Raw genomic sequence first — 16,425 nt, 5'->3', positions numbered from 1 at the left:
AAGTATAAAACACCCTGGAGGGGTTCCCGAGTGGCCAAAGGGAGCAGACTGTAAATCTGCCGGCACTGCCTTCGATGGTTCGAATCCGTCCCCCTCCACCATATTCTTTCTTGTGTTTTTCCTTTAAACATAAGAACAACTTGGAAGCTAGGTTGGGAAACTAACATTCAAGTATAAAACACCCTGGAGGGGTTCCCGAGTGGCCAAAGGGAGCAGACTGTAAATCTGCCGGCACTGCCTTCGATGGTTCGAATCCGTCCCCCTCCACCATATTGAAAAAGCCAGCTCATTGAGCTGGCTTTTTTCGTTTCGGATTCTTGATAAAGTAACAAGACCTTCCTTATTTAACCCAACTTCTTCGCGGTTCTCCCTCTGTTGGATCCTACTTTAACAACTGGGCCAAAGCGAATCTCCTATGGCCAAAGTTCGGATCTGGTCGTTGTAATACAAACAATGTACTAGCACTTTGTCCTTGTTTTATCGCAATGACCATAATGTGAATGCTAAAAACATTCAGTAAAACACTTGAGGACTGACTAGCAAAAAGATATTCGGCAGAGTTAAGCGCGAGCCATGATGAAGTCTCCATCTGGCAGGTTTTATAAAAACACCTTTCGTAGATACAAACGGCAGATACAAAAAATCCCGCAGGGGGCGCGGGATTTTTATTAGTGACTAAATTGGTTTAAAGGTGACTAGCCTTGAATACCAACAATTAACCATGGTGCATTGGGCACAGTCAGGTCACGCTCTAGGTGCCAGATATCTTCGATTTCTTCTTCAACACCTTCTACTGTGTCACGGTAACGACCGCTAAACTGTAGGCTAAGCTGTGCTTTATTTGCATCGTAATCGGCACGGACGATCTCTGCATCAACGTACATTACATCAGTATGCTGCTCACCGTCGAGCTTCGCGCGCTCTGCTTTCAGATCTTCAAACAAGCTTGGAGAAACATATTCTTCAATGGTTTCCAATTGATTGTGATTCCACGCTCCTTGCAGGATTCGGTAGTGTTCACGAGAGCCGTTAATGAACGCTGCTTGGTCAAAGCCCGGTGGGTAGTTATGTGGTACGTCCGTTTGAGCGCCGAAACCACCAAAGCCACCATTATTTGTGTTTGGCTGTTGCTCAAAGTTTTGCATGTTTGGTTGCTCAAACTTAGATGCGTTACCACCAAATGCAGGTTGCTGGCGATGCTGGTTCATACTGCCCTGCTTCGCACCTAGCATACCGCGCATTAATTTAAAGATGACAAAGGCAATCAAACCAATAATTAAGATATCCATAAACTGGATACCTTCAAAAGCACCGCCAAAGAATGCAGCAAGTAGACCACCAGCAAGAAGTCCGCCTAGCAGACCACCCATTAAGCCTTTTTTACTTGAAGACTTCGCCGTCTGATCTTTGCCGACCGTATTGGTGTTTTGTTGCTGTTGTTTTGGTGCTGGTGCTGTTTTGTAGCTCTTACCGAAAGACTTACTGCCACCAAACTTCTTCGCTTCCGCGATAGGCGTTACAGCAACGGTAAACATCAACAGAGCAACAATAGAAAATAAACGTTTCATCGTTATCCTTAAAGTTAGCTATCTAAGATTGTGCTCTATCAGACGAAACAACGATTGTTTCAAACAGTAGCACGCCAAAGATGATTGTTACGTTATCATACTCTGTATGCCTGTTGATGAAAACAGCTTACAGAAGCTGACATGTATCAGAATATTGCCAAAGATACAGACTGCTCTCGGTTAACTTCGAGATACTTGGTTCGTTTAGAAATGCTGGGAATGAACTCGCTACTACTTGGGGATGTTTTAATTGAATTAGAATCAGTGACACAGCTCAGAATCCTGCACCTTGACGTCACTTGAGTATATTGCCTTGTTGACGGTTAATAGGTAGCTGACTATCATATTGAACGATGTTCAATAAAGCAGTTTGAGAGTATGGCGCGCAGAAACGATCACACCAGAGAAGAGTTAGTAAATTTGACGTTAACAACAGTCAAAAACTTTTTAGATGAGAATTCTTACCACGAACTCAGTCTTCGTAAAATCGCTAACATGATTGGTTACGTGCCAAGCACATTAGTCAACATTTTTGGCAACTATAACCTGTTACTTTTACACGTAGTCGCGCAAACTTTAGACGAACTCTCCCAAGAAGCACTGAAAGCGACCAATAGCAGTAAAGACGCTCATCAAGCTCTATTTGAGCTGGCTTATTGCTACCACGATTTCGCTCAAAAGCACCCTTACCGTTGGCAGTTAGTGTTCGAGCACAACATGAATGGTGCAGAACTTCCAGAATGGCATGCCAAACGTATCGACGGGATGACAGGAATGCTGGAGTCACTATTGGCTCAAATCGCACCACATCGTACCGAGTCCGAAGTGATTCAAGCAAGTCGAGTGCTTTGGTCTGGCGTACACGGTATTACTTTACTCAGTGTTGATGATAAATTTTTCTCTAGTGAACCCATTGATGGTAAAGAATTAATCAGTAACCTGCTTTCTAACTACCTCACAAACTGGTAACAAAGGATTATCCATGTCGTCCGACAGACAGCCGTCCTTACTTACACAAAGAAAGTTCCTACCCTATTTCATTACTCAGTTTTTTGGCGCTTTCAACGACAATATTTTTAAAAACGTTTTGCTGCTGTTTGTCGCCTTCGCGGGATCCAGCGCACTACCTATTTCGAGCAACTTGTTCATCAATTTAGCGGCTGGCTTGTTCATTCTACCGTTCTTTCTATTCTCCGCTTCAGCTGGCGTATTAGCCGATAAATATGAAAAATCATGGTTTATTCGCAAGGTAAAGCTGTTTGAAATCGCCATCATGCTTTTGGGCGCCATTGGTTTTATAACCGAAAGTTATGGTGTGCTTTTGCTGCTACTGTTCTTAATGGGCACACAGTCAGCATTCTTTGGACCGGTTAAATATGCCCTTTTGCCCCAAAAATTAAACGCAAAAGAGTTAGTGCCAGGCAACGCCCTTGTTGAAGCTGGTACCTTTATCGCCATCCTTATTGGTACCCTAGGTGCTGGAATTATCGCCTCAGCAGACAACGCAAAATACCTTGCCGCATTTTGTGTCGTACTCTTTGCATTATTGGGATATTTGTCGAGCCGCTCAATACCCTTTGCAGCCGCCAGCGCACCTAATCTTTCTTTTCGTTGGCAACCGTACAAACAAACTAAACACACGCTATCCATCGCAAAATCAGATCGTGTTGTTTTTCAATGTATTATGGCGATAAGCTGGTTTTGGTTTTTAGGCGCCGCCTATCTAACCCAGTTCCCGAATTTCACCAAGATTTACTTAAATGGCACCGAGAGTGCGGTGTCTTTCTTGCTAGCTCTGTTTTCCATTGGTATCGCGCTGGGGTCGCTACTTTGCAATTGGATCTCAAATCATCGTATCGAAGTCGGTATTGTGCCTATTGGCGCACTTGGCATTACGGTATTTGGGTACTTGATGGCAACCTCCATTCCAAGTGACCTACCTATCTTCCATAACTTTGTAGACTTCTTTAGATATGAGCCTTTTTGGCCATTATTTTTCTATCTATTGATGATTGGCGCCTCTGGCGGGCTGTTTATCGTACCGCTTTACGCATTAATGCAACATAGAGCAAAGGAAACCGAGCGCGCACAAGTCATCGCAGGGCTCAATATCTTTAACTCTCTGTTTATGGTCGGCAGTGCTGTCTTAGGTATTGTGTGCCTGAGTGTCATCAAGATGACAATTCCTCAGCTGTTTGCATTGTTAGCCATTTTGAATTTCTTGGTCGCCGCTTACATTTTTTTGCAAATACCGATATTCGTTGTCCGTTTTGTGGTTTGGATGCTAACTCACACTATTTATCGAGTGAAACATAAAAACCTACATAACTTGCCAGAACAAGGCGGTGCGTTGATCGTATGTAATCACGTGAGCTATATGGACGCCTTGCTACTTAGCGCAGTATGCCCAAGGTTGATTCGTTTTGTGATGGAGGAAGATTACGCCAACCTACCTCCACTAAGACGCTTTTTACGCAGAACTGGGGTAATTCCGATTTCAGCGAGTAACAGAAACTCCATCAGGCGTGCATTTAATGATGTAGAAACCGCATTAAGCGAAGGACATATCGTCTGTATTTTCCCAGAGGGGAAATTAACCTCAGACGGTGAAATGAATGAATTCATGCGTGGCATTGATATTATTCTGCGTCGCAGCCCAGTACCTGTCATACCCGTGGCACTCAAAGGCTTATGGGGAAGCTATTTCAGCCGCGCGAAAGGCCGAGCATGTTGTGGCTTACCAACTCGATTTTGGTCAAAGCTAGAAATTGAAGCCGGACAGCCAGTTCCACCAAATGAAGCAACGGCAAAAACGATGTTCGATAGAGTGCATCAACTCAGAGGCGACTGGCGATAAAAATACATTTGAACACATGTTTAGAATAGCTGAACATGTGTTCAAATCATTAAGACAAACTGACCACATTCAGTGCGATATACTCGCGCTTTCATTCACAACAGCGAATAAAAACCTTGAATAGAAACTACCTCTTGTTTGGATTGGCGTTACTCTTTTGCTTAACCCCTTTTGTCTCCTCTCCTATTGCCCTAGTTATTGGTTTTCTACTCGCAAGTTTTGGTTTTGTGCCTTCAGAACTGCCCATTGCTTCTTTTACTAAAAAGCTGTTGTCCTACTCGATTATTGGTTTAGGCTTTGGCATCAACTTTGAGCAAGCACTCTCCGTTACATCGGATGGTATCGGTCTGATTATTGCCACGATTGCGGGCACACTTATCATAGGCACTATCATTGCCAGAATAATTAAGTTGGAGCGAGTAACCGCATACTTAATCTCGTCAGGTACAGCAATTTGTGGTGGTAGTGCAATTGCCGCGGTGGCACCAGCGATTAAAGCAAAAGACGAACAGATTGGATTAGCACTGGCAACGGTATTCGTCCTAAACTCCATCGCACTATTCGTGTTTCCTGTGGTTGGGCATGCTTTAGGGCTAGATCAACACACATTTGGTACATGGGCCGCGATTGCTATTCATGACACTTCTTCTGTTGTTGGGGCAGCCTCAGCCTACGGTGAAGAAGCACTAACTACAGCAACAACGTTAAAACTCGCACGAGCTTTGTGGATCATTCCTGTCGCACTGATCAGTGCCGTGATCTTTTCGAGAGACCAGAAAGAGAATGGAACGAAAAAGTTAGTTATTCCTTATTTCATTTTTTGGTACTGCGCAGCCATCGCGTTTAGCGACTTCTTCCCTCAATTTGAAATGGTCTATCACGGTATTTTCGTTGGAGCGAAACAAGCTTTGGTGGTGTGCCTGTTCCTGATTGGTTGCAGCATTTCAATTTCGAAGCTGAGGTCTGCTGGAGCTAAGCCACTGTTGTTTGGTGTAACTCTGTGGGTGTTAATTTCAACCACTTCTCTAAGTTGGTTATTGTTTAGATATTAGTGGTCTTCTCATCGTGTTGAGATGACGACGGCTCAAGTTTGCTGTTTTTGTATGTAACAACCAATGCGATAGCGATCAAAAAGGCCGTCAGCTCTGCAAGAGAGCGGGCGAGCCCTTCACTGCTTATTGCAATACCAATTTGTAGTGCTACCGCCGCAATTAATACTAGCTTTACCATCCTGAACCTTATGCCTTTTCTCTCTTCGAAGAAGCATAATTATGATTCAGAGTTATAAGGATACGAAATTCCCTTTCTGACTAATACATAGCAAAATTGACTAATGCTGAATTGATGGCAATAGCCACTCCTTCACTGCCTTCCGAGAAACTTTGATCCCACTTTCTAGTAGCACTTGTGGCATTAAATGGTATTCCACTGGCCATTTAAACTTCTCTAATTTGGATTGCAAATGCAGGTCATATTCCGCTTTGCTGCGCAAATCATTGGTCTGAATCACAGCAACAGGGCGATGACCAAATTCCGCATCTTCGACTGGAACCACTATGCTCTGCACCACGCCATCAATTTGGTTCAATGCTGCCTCAATCTCTTCACAATGAATGTTCTCACCACCAGAGATAAATTGATTGTCGGCACGGCCGATGATCTTTAACTCGTCACCTTGCCACTCACCGAGATCCTTGCTGTCGAACCAGCCTTTCTCATCCAGAAACGGAGTAACATGACCTTGATGAAAATACCCTGCCGCTAATGTTTTACCACCGACAAAAATGCGTTGGTCAACCAATTTTATCTTACGGTGATTCAATACGTGTCCAGCATTACTGGTACTGTCAATTCTCTTTGCGGTGACGGTAGAGGCTGCTTCCGTCATCCCATAACCTAACCACGCCTCAATCCCTCGTCCTGTGGCTCTCAACGCCAACTCGTGAGCAACGTGGCTGCCGCCCAATAGCACATGCGTCAATGACAAGTGAGCGTCATCATCCAATAGCCGTTTGAGCTGCGTTGCAACCAAAGATGCGTGTGACACGCCCTGAATATCTTCGACAAGTTTTCCTGTACCGATTTTCAATGTCGCTCCGACATATAGCCAACGATATACAATCGCCAATCCAGAGACGTGATAAAGCGGAAGCGACAATAGCCAAGAATCTTTCTGAGTGAAAATGAACTCTTGCAACAAGCCTTCTGCTGAAGCAAAGTGTTGTCGATGTGTATGAACCACGGCTTTAGGCTCCCCTGTCGAGCCAGAGGTAAATACCACTGAAGCGAGCCTGTCATGGTGATAGGCATCTTCAATCACCGCATCACGCTCTTGTTGTGAAACTAAGGGCGATGAAAGCAATGTTGCCTCGAGTTTTTGTATATCATGTTCAGAAAAGGTCGAAGCGCACTCCTGAGCAAACCAGATAAACCGAGTTTGTTCAGGTTTATAAAGGGTCGCAAGTTTACTCTGTAACGTATCGAGTGGTTGTACCATGGTCAGCGCGGCAAGAGCGCCTAACTGCTTGGAAGCAAGATAAAACAGCAGTGTTTCTACTTGGTTTTTACCTACCAAGGTCAGCACATCTCCCCGCGTTACGCCCAAGCCATTCAAATAGTGAGCGTATTGGTCAATACGTACTGAGAGTTGTTGCCAGTTTAATGTTTCTGTTGGTGTCTTGAGTGCAATAGAAAAAGGGCTCGTTTGAGCCCAATATTTCCACGGTGCCTTCGCAACATTGTCTATGCAGAATGCCACACAATCTCCTGATCTTTCAGAGGAAGAACGGGAAGTTCACACTTAGGCCAGCCTTGCTCTAACTGAGCTTTGAATAGGCCAATCGTATCCAAACCTGGAACTTCATCAGGCAGCTGCCATTGGGCAAAGCGCGCTAATTGCGTTAAACCGAGACTGGATTCAATGCTCGAGCTAATAACCGCTTTAATCCCCAGTGACTTCGCCTTCTCTATCAGTGTAATACAAAAATCCACCGAACCAATGAGTGTGGGTTTGATGATGATCGTTTTCACACCAGTTAGATCTTCAAGACGGAAATCCTCTCGACGAACCGCATCTTGCAACGTTTCATCCCAAGCAATCGCAATACCAGTATTGATAGCAAAAGAGAGACTATCGCCAGGAGAGCGGCACGGCTCTTCCAAAAAGGTAATGCGCTGACGCAGAGACGGAGTAATGTATTTAGCAAACTGCTGCGCTTTTTCTGGTGTCCAAGCGCGGTTTGCATCAAGTCGAAGCGTTAATTGAGGGATAGATTCAAGAAAAAGGTTCACAAGCATGCCATCGCGAATTGGCTCATAAAGCCCGACTTTTACTTTCGCGACTTTCTCGCCTTCCATTTCGTTCAGCTTTGGAATGAGCTCGTCTGGGTCACCAGTACACAGCGGCGCTGTTTGATACTTACCTTGTTGGGGTAAGCCACCAGCTAACTCTAACTGTGCCATCGATAAACCAAACGCGACCGATGGATACATGTTGGCGTAATCCACATCCAATCCTGCTACCCAACGCTCCGCTTGTTCTTGTAGCTGAATACCAGCATCTTCGGTGTTCTCTAAACTAAAACCAGGAAGAGGAGCGACTTCTCCAAGTCCTATTTGGTCACCTTCAGAAAGCACAACAACATAACCAACACGTTCTGTTAGCTTATTGTCTCGCAGGATGACACCACTATCCATGGGCAAGCTATAACGATAAATTTTCGCTTCACGCATAATTCGAGTCCTATGTAATGCCGTATATTTGAGCGTTCTGGCGAGCAATCCCACCAGCCTCCCAGAGGGCGAGGCGCTCAGGAAAAATGGAACAGAGGAGCTGAAACACTCCTCTTTTTATACGGATTATGGGTTACGAGGGAATTTGTCGAAGTCAGGGCGACGTTTCTCGTTGAATGCGTTACGACCTTCTTGTCCTTCATCGGTCATGTAGAACATCATCGTTGCGTTACCCGCAAGCTCTTGAAGACCTGCTTGACCATCACAGTCCGCATTCAATGCAGCTTTCAGGCAGCGTAGCGCCATTGGACTATGCTGAAGAACTTCACGACACCAACGAACAGTTTCTTTCTCTAGCTCTTCTAGCGGCACAACCGTGTTGACCAAGCCCATGTCTAACGCTTCTTGCGCGTTATAGAAACGACATAGGAACCAGATTTCGCGAGCTTTCTTCTGGCCTACGATACGAGCCATGTAAGACGCGCCCCAACCACCATCAAATGAACCCACTTTAGGGCCCGTTTGACCAAACTGCGCGTTGTCTGCTGCAATTGTTAGATCACACATCATGTGCAGCACATGACCACCGCCAACAGCCCAACCCGCAACTGAAGCAATAACAGGTTTTGGACAAGTACGAATATCGCGTTGGAAGTCCAATACGTTTAGGTGGTGTGTACCTTGCTCGTCTTTATAGCCGCCGTAGTCGCCACGGATCTTCTGGTCGCCGCCAGAACAGAATGCGTCTTCACCTAGACCTGTCAGAATGATCACGCCAACACCAGAGTCGTAACGCGCATCTGCCAACGCATCAATCATCTCTTTTACTGTTTGAGGGCGGAATGCATTACGCACTTGTGGGCGTGCAATGGTGATTTTCGCGATACCATCTTCAGATTTATGGTAGTGAATATCCTCGTATTTCTCGCTGCAATCTTTCCATTGAACCGGAGCGTAAAGTTCTTCTTCAGAAATGCCTACTGTTTTAGCCATGGTGATTCCCATTGTTCTCGTTACTCTCACCAAAGTGAGATTGAATTATTTGCTTAATATGCATCGCAAATTGTTGGGGCTGCTCTTGATGAACGTTATGTCCTGCGCCTTCAACTTGTCGATACGCCAACCCGCTACGTTGTGCCAGTTGGCTAAATTTTTGGTCTTTCGCACCACACAAGTAATACATCGGTATATTCTGCTTTTTCAGTGTGGGCAACAAATACACCTGCTTGGCTAACGATGTTGCCATCAGCATGCTCGCGACCGCCGAGCCAAGATTATCACTTCGCTTCGCAATTAATGTTTGTCTTTGCTCATGGTTTAGTGAAGAAAACACCGCTTGCTGATACCAATCGTTCAAAACACGTTCAAGTGGTTCTGTTTTGAAACGCTTTGCCCAGCGAGCATCATTCTCCAATCTCACCTGTTTCTCTGACTCAGTTTGAAGCCCGAAGTTTCCCCCTTCAACAATTGCGCCCACAATATTGAGATCTGAGAAGCATTGATTGGCAATACCATGCATCGCAATACGGCCGCCCATCGAGTAACCAATCAAAATAAGTGGTTGTTGCGGAGGAAATAATAAAGATAGTGTGGAATTAAGCAGTTTGCAGCAATCATCGAGATCGTTGCACTTTGTAAACTGGCTACGACCATGACCAGGAAGGTCTATAACAATTCGTTCAAACTGAGTCAGCTCATCCAAACAAGCTTGCCAATCAGCACCACTTCCTAAAAAGCCATGCAAAAACACCAGAGTGGGAAGATCACCACTTTGGTGTTTTTCAGTTGAAGAGAGACGCTCAGAGTGAAGCATGCAGGCTCTTATTAAATGCCTTTATCAACTCTGCGGCTTGGCTTGGTGGGGTTTGAACTTCCACCAGCAGTGTGCCTTGGCCGCTCGACAGGTGCTCGGCAACCATTGCTTGATACATTTCTAACGTAGTTGGCTTCTCATACTTTAAACCAAACTGTTTGGCTGCATGTTCAAACTGATAACCGTGGGGCATTTGGTAGTACGCAGTGCGATGCTCCTGAGGCACCGGTAACATATCGAAAATTGCGCCACCATCATTGTTTGTGACCACAAGTACCGTCGGCAATTTATTGTGAGAAAACAGCGCTAGTGAATTGAGATCATACAGTGCTGATGTGTCACCAATATACATCAGTAACGGATTACCTCTTGCTCGCTGCACACCTGATGCGGTAGCAAACAAACCGTCAATTCCTGACGCGCCTCGGTTAGTGAACACTTCTACATCATCAAGTTTGCCGTACATATCGACAAGTCGAACAAACAAACTGTTACCCAAAAAGACATCAGCGTTTTTAGTGCGCTCGTTGATGTCTGCTGCCAACGCAATTTCGTCAATGGCAGACGCTGAACCAGATAGGAAAGCTTCTTCGATACGTTGATGAACTCGCTTAACTCCATTCGCTAACCTATCAGCCCACCCAGCAAATATTGGCTTCTCAAAGCTAATGCGAGAAACCCAAGTTTGAGGAAGTTCAACCCAGTGCATTTGCGCCAGATGATTTTGGTTATTACGGTCCATACGCGACGAGATATACCAGTATTGAACGTCTTTACTTTGTTGATTTTGCGAAACTTGTTTATCAATCCACTGGTTCAAACGTTTGGAGATGATTCGGCTACCAAATTGGATAATAAGTTCACAAGATTCAAGCTCGTTTGCGAACTCGGGAAGTTGAAGCCATACATCGTAATGCGCCCAATCCGAACTGAGACCACTTTGCGGGTCTGCAAGTACTGGCCATCCCATCTTTTGTGCAAATGCCTGCGCCGACTTCGCTTGTTCAAGCGGTAAGCTGCCAATCACAACCAAGACTTTTTTATCCGCACAAGACGGGATTTGCGCCTGTGATAAGTGGCTAAAACGCTGGGTATAACTACCACTTCCTTTTCGCCATCCGGCTACCGAGTCTAAGTAGGTTTGATAATCCGCTTTTGCACCGTTGGAATACAAAGGCTCTGGAAATGCACAGTTTATATGAACAGCACTGCCTTGCAGTTGCTGAGTAAACATCACTTCGTCAACAGAGGTCAGCAACCAATTAAGCGATGTTGTTAAAGTTGGGCTTGGTAAATTCAAGCTCGCCGAGACATGATGTGAAAAAATACCCAACTGGTTAATCGCTTGGTTTGCGCCACAGCCAACGAGCTCCACCGGACGATCCGCAGTGAGCAGCACCAGCTTTTCACCAGTAAGCCTAGCCTCCGCAACGGCTGGTAATAAATTCGCCACTGCCGTACCAGAAGTAACGATGATTGCCACTGGATCTTGAGTAGCTTTCGCTAAACCAAGCGCCATAAAGCCGAGACCACGCTCATCAAAGTGAGTATGAATAGAAAAATTGGACTGTTCTGCCGCCTCTAAAGTTAAAGGAGTAGAACGAGAGCCAGGAGCGATACAAACATGCTTAACGCCAAATCGCTGAAGCTCAATCAATATGGTTTCTGACCAAATTCGATTGAGCACCGCTTGGTCATGATTCATGATGCGACTCCCAACGGAGGGTGATCAGAAATCAGCGTAAGTAACGTCGACATTTTCTTATCAAGTTCCGCCCACTCATGCTCTGCTACAGAACCTGGCACAATACCTGCGCCCGCAAACAGTTGTACTTGGTCACCGAGCACAAGCGCGCTTCTGATCGCGACACAAAACTCTGCTCGTTCATGGCTTATGTACCCCATTGACCCCGCGTACCAGCCGCGTGCAAAGGGCTCATTATCAAGAATAAACTGCATGGATTCTTGTCGAGGTAAGCCAGCAACCGCTGCCGTTGGCTGAAGCGCCGATAACAACTGAACACCGTTTATTCCCGTCTTTAGGCTCGCGTGAATATTTCGCTTGAGGTGTTGCACTTTTCGTAGCCTAACCAAACTTGCCTCGGCCTCCACTTCAACCGCTTCGGAATGTGGTGATAGGCGATCAATAATATCATCAACTACATATTGGTTTTCGTTGAGGTTCTTTTGGTCTTGGGATAACCAATTCGCCAACTCCATATCGTGAGTGGCATTGTCCCCTCGACCAATCGTGCCTGCTAACGCTTCGGTATGAAGTTCGTGCCCTACGCGAGAATACAAACGTTCTGGCGTAGAGCCCATAAAGCTGTGTTTGCTGTCTAAGCTCAGCATGAAATGGAAACTATGATGGTTATTTAAGTAACTCGCTTTCAGCAACTGTGCAGCGCTTAATGTGTTATCAAGCTGCACGGTAGAGCGACGCGCCAATACCACTTTCTTAAAATCATCATTCTTTATACCAGTCAGAACTTTATGAACTAACTCATTCCATTGAGGCTGACTTGGCGTATGAAAAATAGAGCGGATGTGAGAAGAAATCGGAGCTAAGGTCGCGACCTCACAAACCAGTTTATGCAGTCCTGCTAGGGTTCGCGCTTTGTCTTCTGAAATATTAACTGCGAGAGACCATTGTTGGTCAAAACGAATTAACTCAATTTGAGGCAAAAAGAAGAAAGAAGGCATACAGCGACGATTCTTCTCATGCTGGCCGTCAAAAGAGCGTCCGCCCCAGACTCGTTGCCCTTCACCTAAAATGGTATAAGCAGGGCCTGGCTCAACAAAAGCGTGTAATTGCCCTAGTGCAACGACCTCTTCACGAGTATCACGGGACTGCCAGTAGAATTTAGGGAAAAGTGGTTGTGCATCAAGCCAATCAATAAATGAGAAATTAGGTTTCTCGCTCAGGGGCTCGACCAGACGTGTTTGATTGCCTTCCGCTTGCTGAACTCGCTCGATAATTCTCTTTACGGCTTGATGGAACTGTGACAAATCAACCTCGTAGTATGTGAGGATAAATGGTAACTGACGGCTACTCTAAGTTTAGACCCAAAGCAAATCAAGGTCGTATGCGATCTTTTGCAAAATCCTGTGATAGCAAACGAGCAAAACTTAACCAGCAAACAGATAATTTACAGATATATATTCTAATAAAAAACAAATTATTGTATTTTAATAAAGAAATTAACGAATTTTTAGGAATTATACAATGCAAAATATCGGGATGTCGTCAAAACTCGATAATGTCTGCTACGACATTAGGGGTCCTGTACTCAAACATGCTAAGCGCATGGAGGAAGAAGGGCATAAAATCCTAAAGCTAAACATTGGTAACCCTGCCCCATTTGGTTTTGACGCCCCTGATGAGATTTTAGTCGACGTGATTCGTAATCTGCCGACTTCTCAAGGCTATTGTGATTCCAAAGGCATTTACTCTGCTCGTAAAGCCGTGGTCCAACACTATCAACGTAAAGGTATCCGCTCTCTAGATGTCGAAGATGTGTATGTGGGTAACGGGGTGTCTGAGCTGATCGTGATGGCCATGCAAGCGCTATTAAACAATGGCGACGAAATGCTGATCCCAGCACCTGATTACCCGTTGTGGACAGCTTCAGTTGCACTATCAGGCGGTAAGCCGGTTCATTACCTATGTGATGAAGGTGCAGACTGGTACCCAGATCTTGAAGACATCAAAAAGAAAATCACACCAAAGACACGTGGCATTGTTCTGATCAACCCGAACAATCCGACAGGTGCGGTATACAGCCGTGATTTCCTACTTGAAGTGATTGAAATCGCGCGCCAGCACAAACTGATCATTTTCGCAGATGAGATCTACGACAAAGTGTTGTACGACGGTGCAACACATACCTCAGTCGCAACACTCACTGAAGACGTGCTCGTCATGACATTCAATGGCCTTTCAAAAGCCTACCGCGTTTGCGGTTTCCGTGGTGGCTGGATGTTCCTAACGGGGCCTAAACATCTAGCTCAAGGGTACGTGAATGGCTTGGAGTTGCTTTCATCGATGCGTTTATGTGCAAACGTACCAATGCAACATGCAATTCAAACTGCGCTAGGTGGATACCAGAGTATCAATGAACTGATTTTACCTGGCGGACGCTTATTAGAGCAGCGCAATAGAGCGTATGAACTGATCAATCAGATTCCTGGTGTTTCTTGTGTCAAACCTAAGGGTGCTATGTACCTCTTCCCGAAAATCGACACAAAAATGTACAACATCAAGAACGATCAGCAGATGGTTTTAGATTTCTTAAAACAAGAGAAGGTCTTACTGGTGCAAGGTTCCGGTTTCAACTGGCCAAAACCAGACCATTTCCGCATCGTGACACTGCCACACGTTGAAGATCTAGAAATCGCCATTGGACGTTTTGAGCGATTCCTATCAACCTACAGCCAGTAATGAATCACTGGTAGTAATTAGTGCTGTTCTCTCATATGCTTAGAGGAACTCCTAGTGAGTTCCTTTTTTACACCAGAAACGGAGAAAGCCATGAAAGAAAGCCATTTTTTCGCCCACCTGGCTCGAATGAAGCTGATCCAACGCTGGCCTTTAATGCGGTCCGTCTCACCAGAAAACGTTTCAGAGCATAGCTTACAAGTTGCTTTTGTCGCTCATGCCCTTGCCCTAATTAAAAACAAAAAGTTCGGCGGCAACCTCAATCCAGAACGCATCGCGATTCTTGCCATGTACCATGACTCTAGCGAAGTATTAACGGGTGACCTTCCAACCCCAGTGAAGTATTACAACCCTGAAATTGCCAAAGAATATAAGAAGATAGAATCAGCAGCGGAACAAAAATTACTCTCAATGTTACCGGAAGAGTTCCAAGATGAATTTGCCCCCTATCTTCTTTCTCACTCTGCACACGAAGAGGACGCAAAAATCGTCAAGCAAGCCGACTCCATCTGTGCCTATTTAAAATGTCTCGAAGAACTAAGCGCAGGCAATCATGAGTTCGCTCTGGCAAAAAAACGCTTAGACATCACTTTGCAAGAACGTAGAACGCCTGAAATGGATTACTTCCTCAATACCTTTGCCCCAAGTTTCGAATTATCGTTAGATGAAATCAGTTAGCTTACGGAGATAATCGTGTCGTTTGAATTACACCCGCAATGGCAAGAGCGCCATGATGATGAGCATAAAATCCGTCGTGACGACCATCGGAGCCCGTACCAACGAGACCGAGCGCGCATTCTTCACTCGGCTGCATTTCGACGCTTACAAGCAAAAACCCAAGTACACGGCAATAGCTTGGAAGACTTTCACCGCAGTCGGTTAACACACTCCTTAGAAGCGTCGCAACTCGGGACCGGTATCGTCGCCCAGTTAAAGAAAAAACAACCAGAGTTCCGTGATCTATTACCATCAGACAGCTTAATTGATTCATTATGTTTGGCGCACGACATCGGGCATCCTCCATACGGTCATGGGGGAGAAGTCGCTCTAAACTACGTAATGCGCGAACATGGCGGCTTCGAGGGGAACGCCCAAACCTTTCGTATAGTCACTAAGTTAGAGCCTTATACCGAGCATTTCGGAATGAATTTATCACGCCGCACACTGCTTGGTTTGATTAAGTACCCTGCCCTCATTAGTCAAACACGCTCCGTCAAGTTGCCTCAACCAGCCGAGCATCAACGTAAACTAAAAGCAAAAGATTGGAGCCCAGCTAAAGGCATTTATGATTGTGATAAAGACTTATTTGATTGGGTAATTGCACCGCTTTCTGACAACGACAAGGCATTGCTTAGCCTAATGCGCTCAAAACCAGAATCGGAGTTTGAGCACAGTAAAACGCGTTTTAAATCACTCGATTGCTCAATCATGGAGCTAGCAGATGATATCGCCTACGGTGTTCATGATTTAGAAGATGCAATCGTACTTGGTATGGTGACACGTCAGCAATGGCAAGAAGGCGCAGCAAGTCAATTAGCGGACTGTGGCGACCCGTGGTTTGAAGCTCATATCGATTCCATCGGACAGATGCTATTTAGCGGTAAGCACCATGAGCGGAAAGATGCCATCGGTGGTATGGTTAACGCCCTGCTGACCAGCATTTCAATTAAGGCGGTGGATGAGCCTTTCAATAATCCATTACTGTCTTGGAATGCGTGTTTAGAGCCACAAATGGCACGTGCACTTGACGTACTCAAGCACTTTGTCAGCACCTTCGTTATCCAAGTCCCGCAGGTCCAGATCGTTGAATATAAGGGTCAGCAAATTATTATGGACATTTTTGAAGCGTTAACAGCGGACCCAGAGCGCTTGCTGCCCGTTCATACAAAAGAACTGTGGTGCCAAGCGAAAAGCGAGAGCAATAAGATGAGAGTCATCGCCGATTACATTTCTGCTATGACCGATGGACACGCGCAAAAGCTTCACCGTCAGCTATTCTCTTCCATCGTTCTTTAGT

The 16,425-nt window shown here is 45.4% G+C and carries 14 protein-coding genes and 2 tRNA genes; 8 read left to right on the top strand and 8 right to left on the bottom strand.

Annotated features, from left to right (window positions below):
• The first annotated feature begins 16 nt into the window (after positions 1 to 16).
• Together D8S93_RS08515 and D8S93_RS08510 are read left to right on the top strand one after the other, a co-directional pair.
• Positions 17 to 101 (top strand) — tRNA-Tyr (locus D8S93_RS08515).
• 84 nt (positions 102 to 185) lie between these two features.
• Positions 186 to 270, top strand: a tRNA-Tyr gene (locus D8S93_RS08510).
• 425 nt (positions 271 to 695) lie between these two features.
• On the opposite strand, the gene D8S93_RS08505 is transcribed toward D8S93_RS08510, so the two are convergent.
• Complete coding sequence (locus D8S93_RS08505; protein WP_046874203.1) at positions 696 to 1,568, bottom strand: Tim44 domain-containing protein; 873 nt, start codon at positions 1,566 to 1,568, stop codon at positions 696 to 698.
• Between the two features lie 378 nt (positions 1,569 to 1,946).
• Here D8S93_RS08505 and D8S93_RS08500 point away from each other — a divergent pair, with 378 nt between their 5' ends.
• The 3 genes from D8S93_RS08500 (at position 1,947) to D8S93_RS08490 (ending at position 5,477) form a co-directional block, all read left to right on the top strand.
• Entirely contained in the window at positions 1,947 to 2,537 is a 591-nt protein-coding gene (locus D8S93_RS08500) for a TetR/AcrR family transcriptional regulator (RefSeq protein ID WP_006743255.1), read from the top strand.
• Positions 2,538 to 2,550: 13 nt separating this feature from the next.
• Positions 2,551 to 4,425, top strand: a complete 1,875-nt coding sequence (locus D8S93_RS08495) for an MFS transporter (RefSeq protein ID WP_046874204.1) — start codon at positions 2,551 to 2,553, stop codon at positions 4,423 to 4,425.
• Positions 4,426 to 4,541: 116 nt separating this feature from the next.
• Positions 4,542 to 5,477, top strand: a complete 936-nt coding sequence (locus D8S93_RS08490; protein ID WP_104974325.1) for a YeiH family protein — start codon at positions 4,542 to 4,544, stop codon at positions 5,475 to 5,477.
• Here D8S93_RS08490 and D8S93_RS08485 read toward each other — a convergent pair.
• The 7 genes from D8S93_RS08485 to D8S93_RS08455 all read right to left on the bottom strand — a co-directional run bounded on the left by D8S93_RS08485 (position 5,467) and on the right by D8S93_RS08455 (position 12,979).
• On the bottom strand, positions 5,467 to 5,655 hold the full coding sequence (locus D8S93_RS08485) for a hypothetical protein (protein WP_005390556.1): 189 nt from the start codon (positions 5,653 to 5,655) through the stop codon (positions 5,467 to 5,469). The two genes, D8S93_RS08490 and D8S93_RS08485, sit on opposite strands and share 11 nt — an antisense overlap.
• Positions 5,656 to 5,755: 100 nt before the next feature.
• Positions 5,756 to 7,183, bottom strand: coding sequence for an o-succinylbenzoate--CoA ligase (menE, locus tag D8S93_RS08480; RefSeq protein WP_104971433.1), 1,428 nt, complete (start codon positions 7,181 to 7,183; stop codon positions 5,756 to 5,758).
• Positions 7,168 to 8,157: an o-succinylbenzoate synthase gene (gene menC, locus D8S93_RS08475; protein WP_053807133.1), complete on the bottom strand. Its 990-nt coding sequence runs from the start codon at positions 8,155 to 8,157 to the stop codon at positions 7,168 to 7,170. The genes menE and menC overlap by 16 nt, the downstream gene beginning before the upstream one ends.
• 126 nt (positions 8,158 to 8,283) lie before the next feature.
• Positions 8,284 to 9,150, bottom strand: a complete 867-nt coding sequence (gene menB, locus D8S93_RS08470; protein ID WP_005390550.1) for a 1,4-dihydroxy-2-naphthoyl-CoA synthase — start codon at positions 9,148 to 9,150, stop codon at positions 8,284 to 8,286.
• The gene (gene menH / locus D8S93_RS08465; RefSeq protein ID WP_152812767.1) at positions 9,143 to 9,970 is read right to left on the bottom strand and encodes a 2-succinyl-6-hydroxy-2,4-cyclohexadiene-1-carboxylate synthase; all 828 of its coding nucleotides are present in this window, start codon (positions 9,968 to 9,970) and stop codon (positions 9,143 to 9,145) included. Before menH ends, menB begins: the two co-directional genes overlap by 8 nt.
• A complete protein-coding gene (gene menD / locus D8S93_RS08460; RefSeq protein WP_152812765.1) occupies positions 9,957 to 11,675 on the bottom strand; it encodes a 2-succinyl-5-enolpyruvyl-6-hydroxy-3-cyclohexene-1-carboxylic-acid synthase in 1,719 nt (572 codons plus the stop codon). The genes menH and menD overlap by 14 nt, the downstream gene beginning before the upstream one ends.
• Entirely contained in the window at positions 11,672 to 12,979 is a 1,308-nt protein-coding gene (locus D8S93_RS08455) for an isochorismate synthase MenF (RefSeq protein ID WP_152812763.1), read from the bottom strand. Before D8S93_RS08455 ends, menD begins: the two co-directional genes overlap by 4 nt.
• Before the next feature lie 217 nt (positions 12,980 to 13,196).
• On the opposite strand from D8S93_RS08455, the gene D8S93_RS08450 reads away from it, so the two are divergent.
• The 3 genes from D8S93_RS08450 (at position 13,197) to D8S93_RS08440 (ending at position 16,424) form a co-directional block, all read left to right on the top strand.
• Positions 13,197 to 14,411: a pyridoxal phosphate-dependent aminotransferase gene (locus D8S93_RS08450; RefSeq protein WP_005390543.1), complete on the top strand. Its 1,215-nt coding sequence runs from the start codon at positions 13,197 to 13,199 to the stop codon at positions 14,409 to 14,411.
• Positions 14,412 to 14,501: 90 nt separating this feature from the next.
• Positions 14,502 to 15,086: a 5'-deoxynucleotidase gene (yfbR, locus tag D8S93_RS08445; RefSeq protein ID WP_031780152.1), complete on the top strand. Its 585-nt coding sequence runs from the start codon at positions 14,502 to 14,504 to the stop codon at positions 15,084 to 15,086.
• Between the two features lie 15 nt (positions 15,087 to 15,101).
• Positions 15,102 to 16,424, top strand: coding sequence for an anti-phage deoxyguanosine triphosphatase (locus D8S93_RS08440; protein WP_005390538.1), 1,323 nt, complete (start codon positions 15,102 to 15,104; stop codon positions 16,422 to 16,424).
• Position 16,425: the final 1 nt, after the last annotated feature.

Origin of the sequence: Vibrio sp. VGrn 2 (genome assembly GCF_009361695.1) — a bacterium.
GTDB lineage: Bacteria > Pseudomonadota > Gammaproteobacteria > Enterobacterales > Vibrionaceae > Vibrio > Vibrio diabolicus.
The sequence above is the reverse complement of the archived record's forward strand: the minus strand, read 5'-3'. Positions and strand labels throughout refer to the sequence as shown.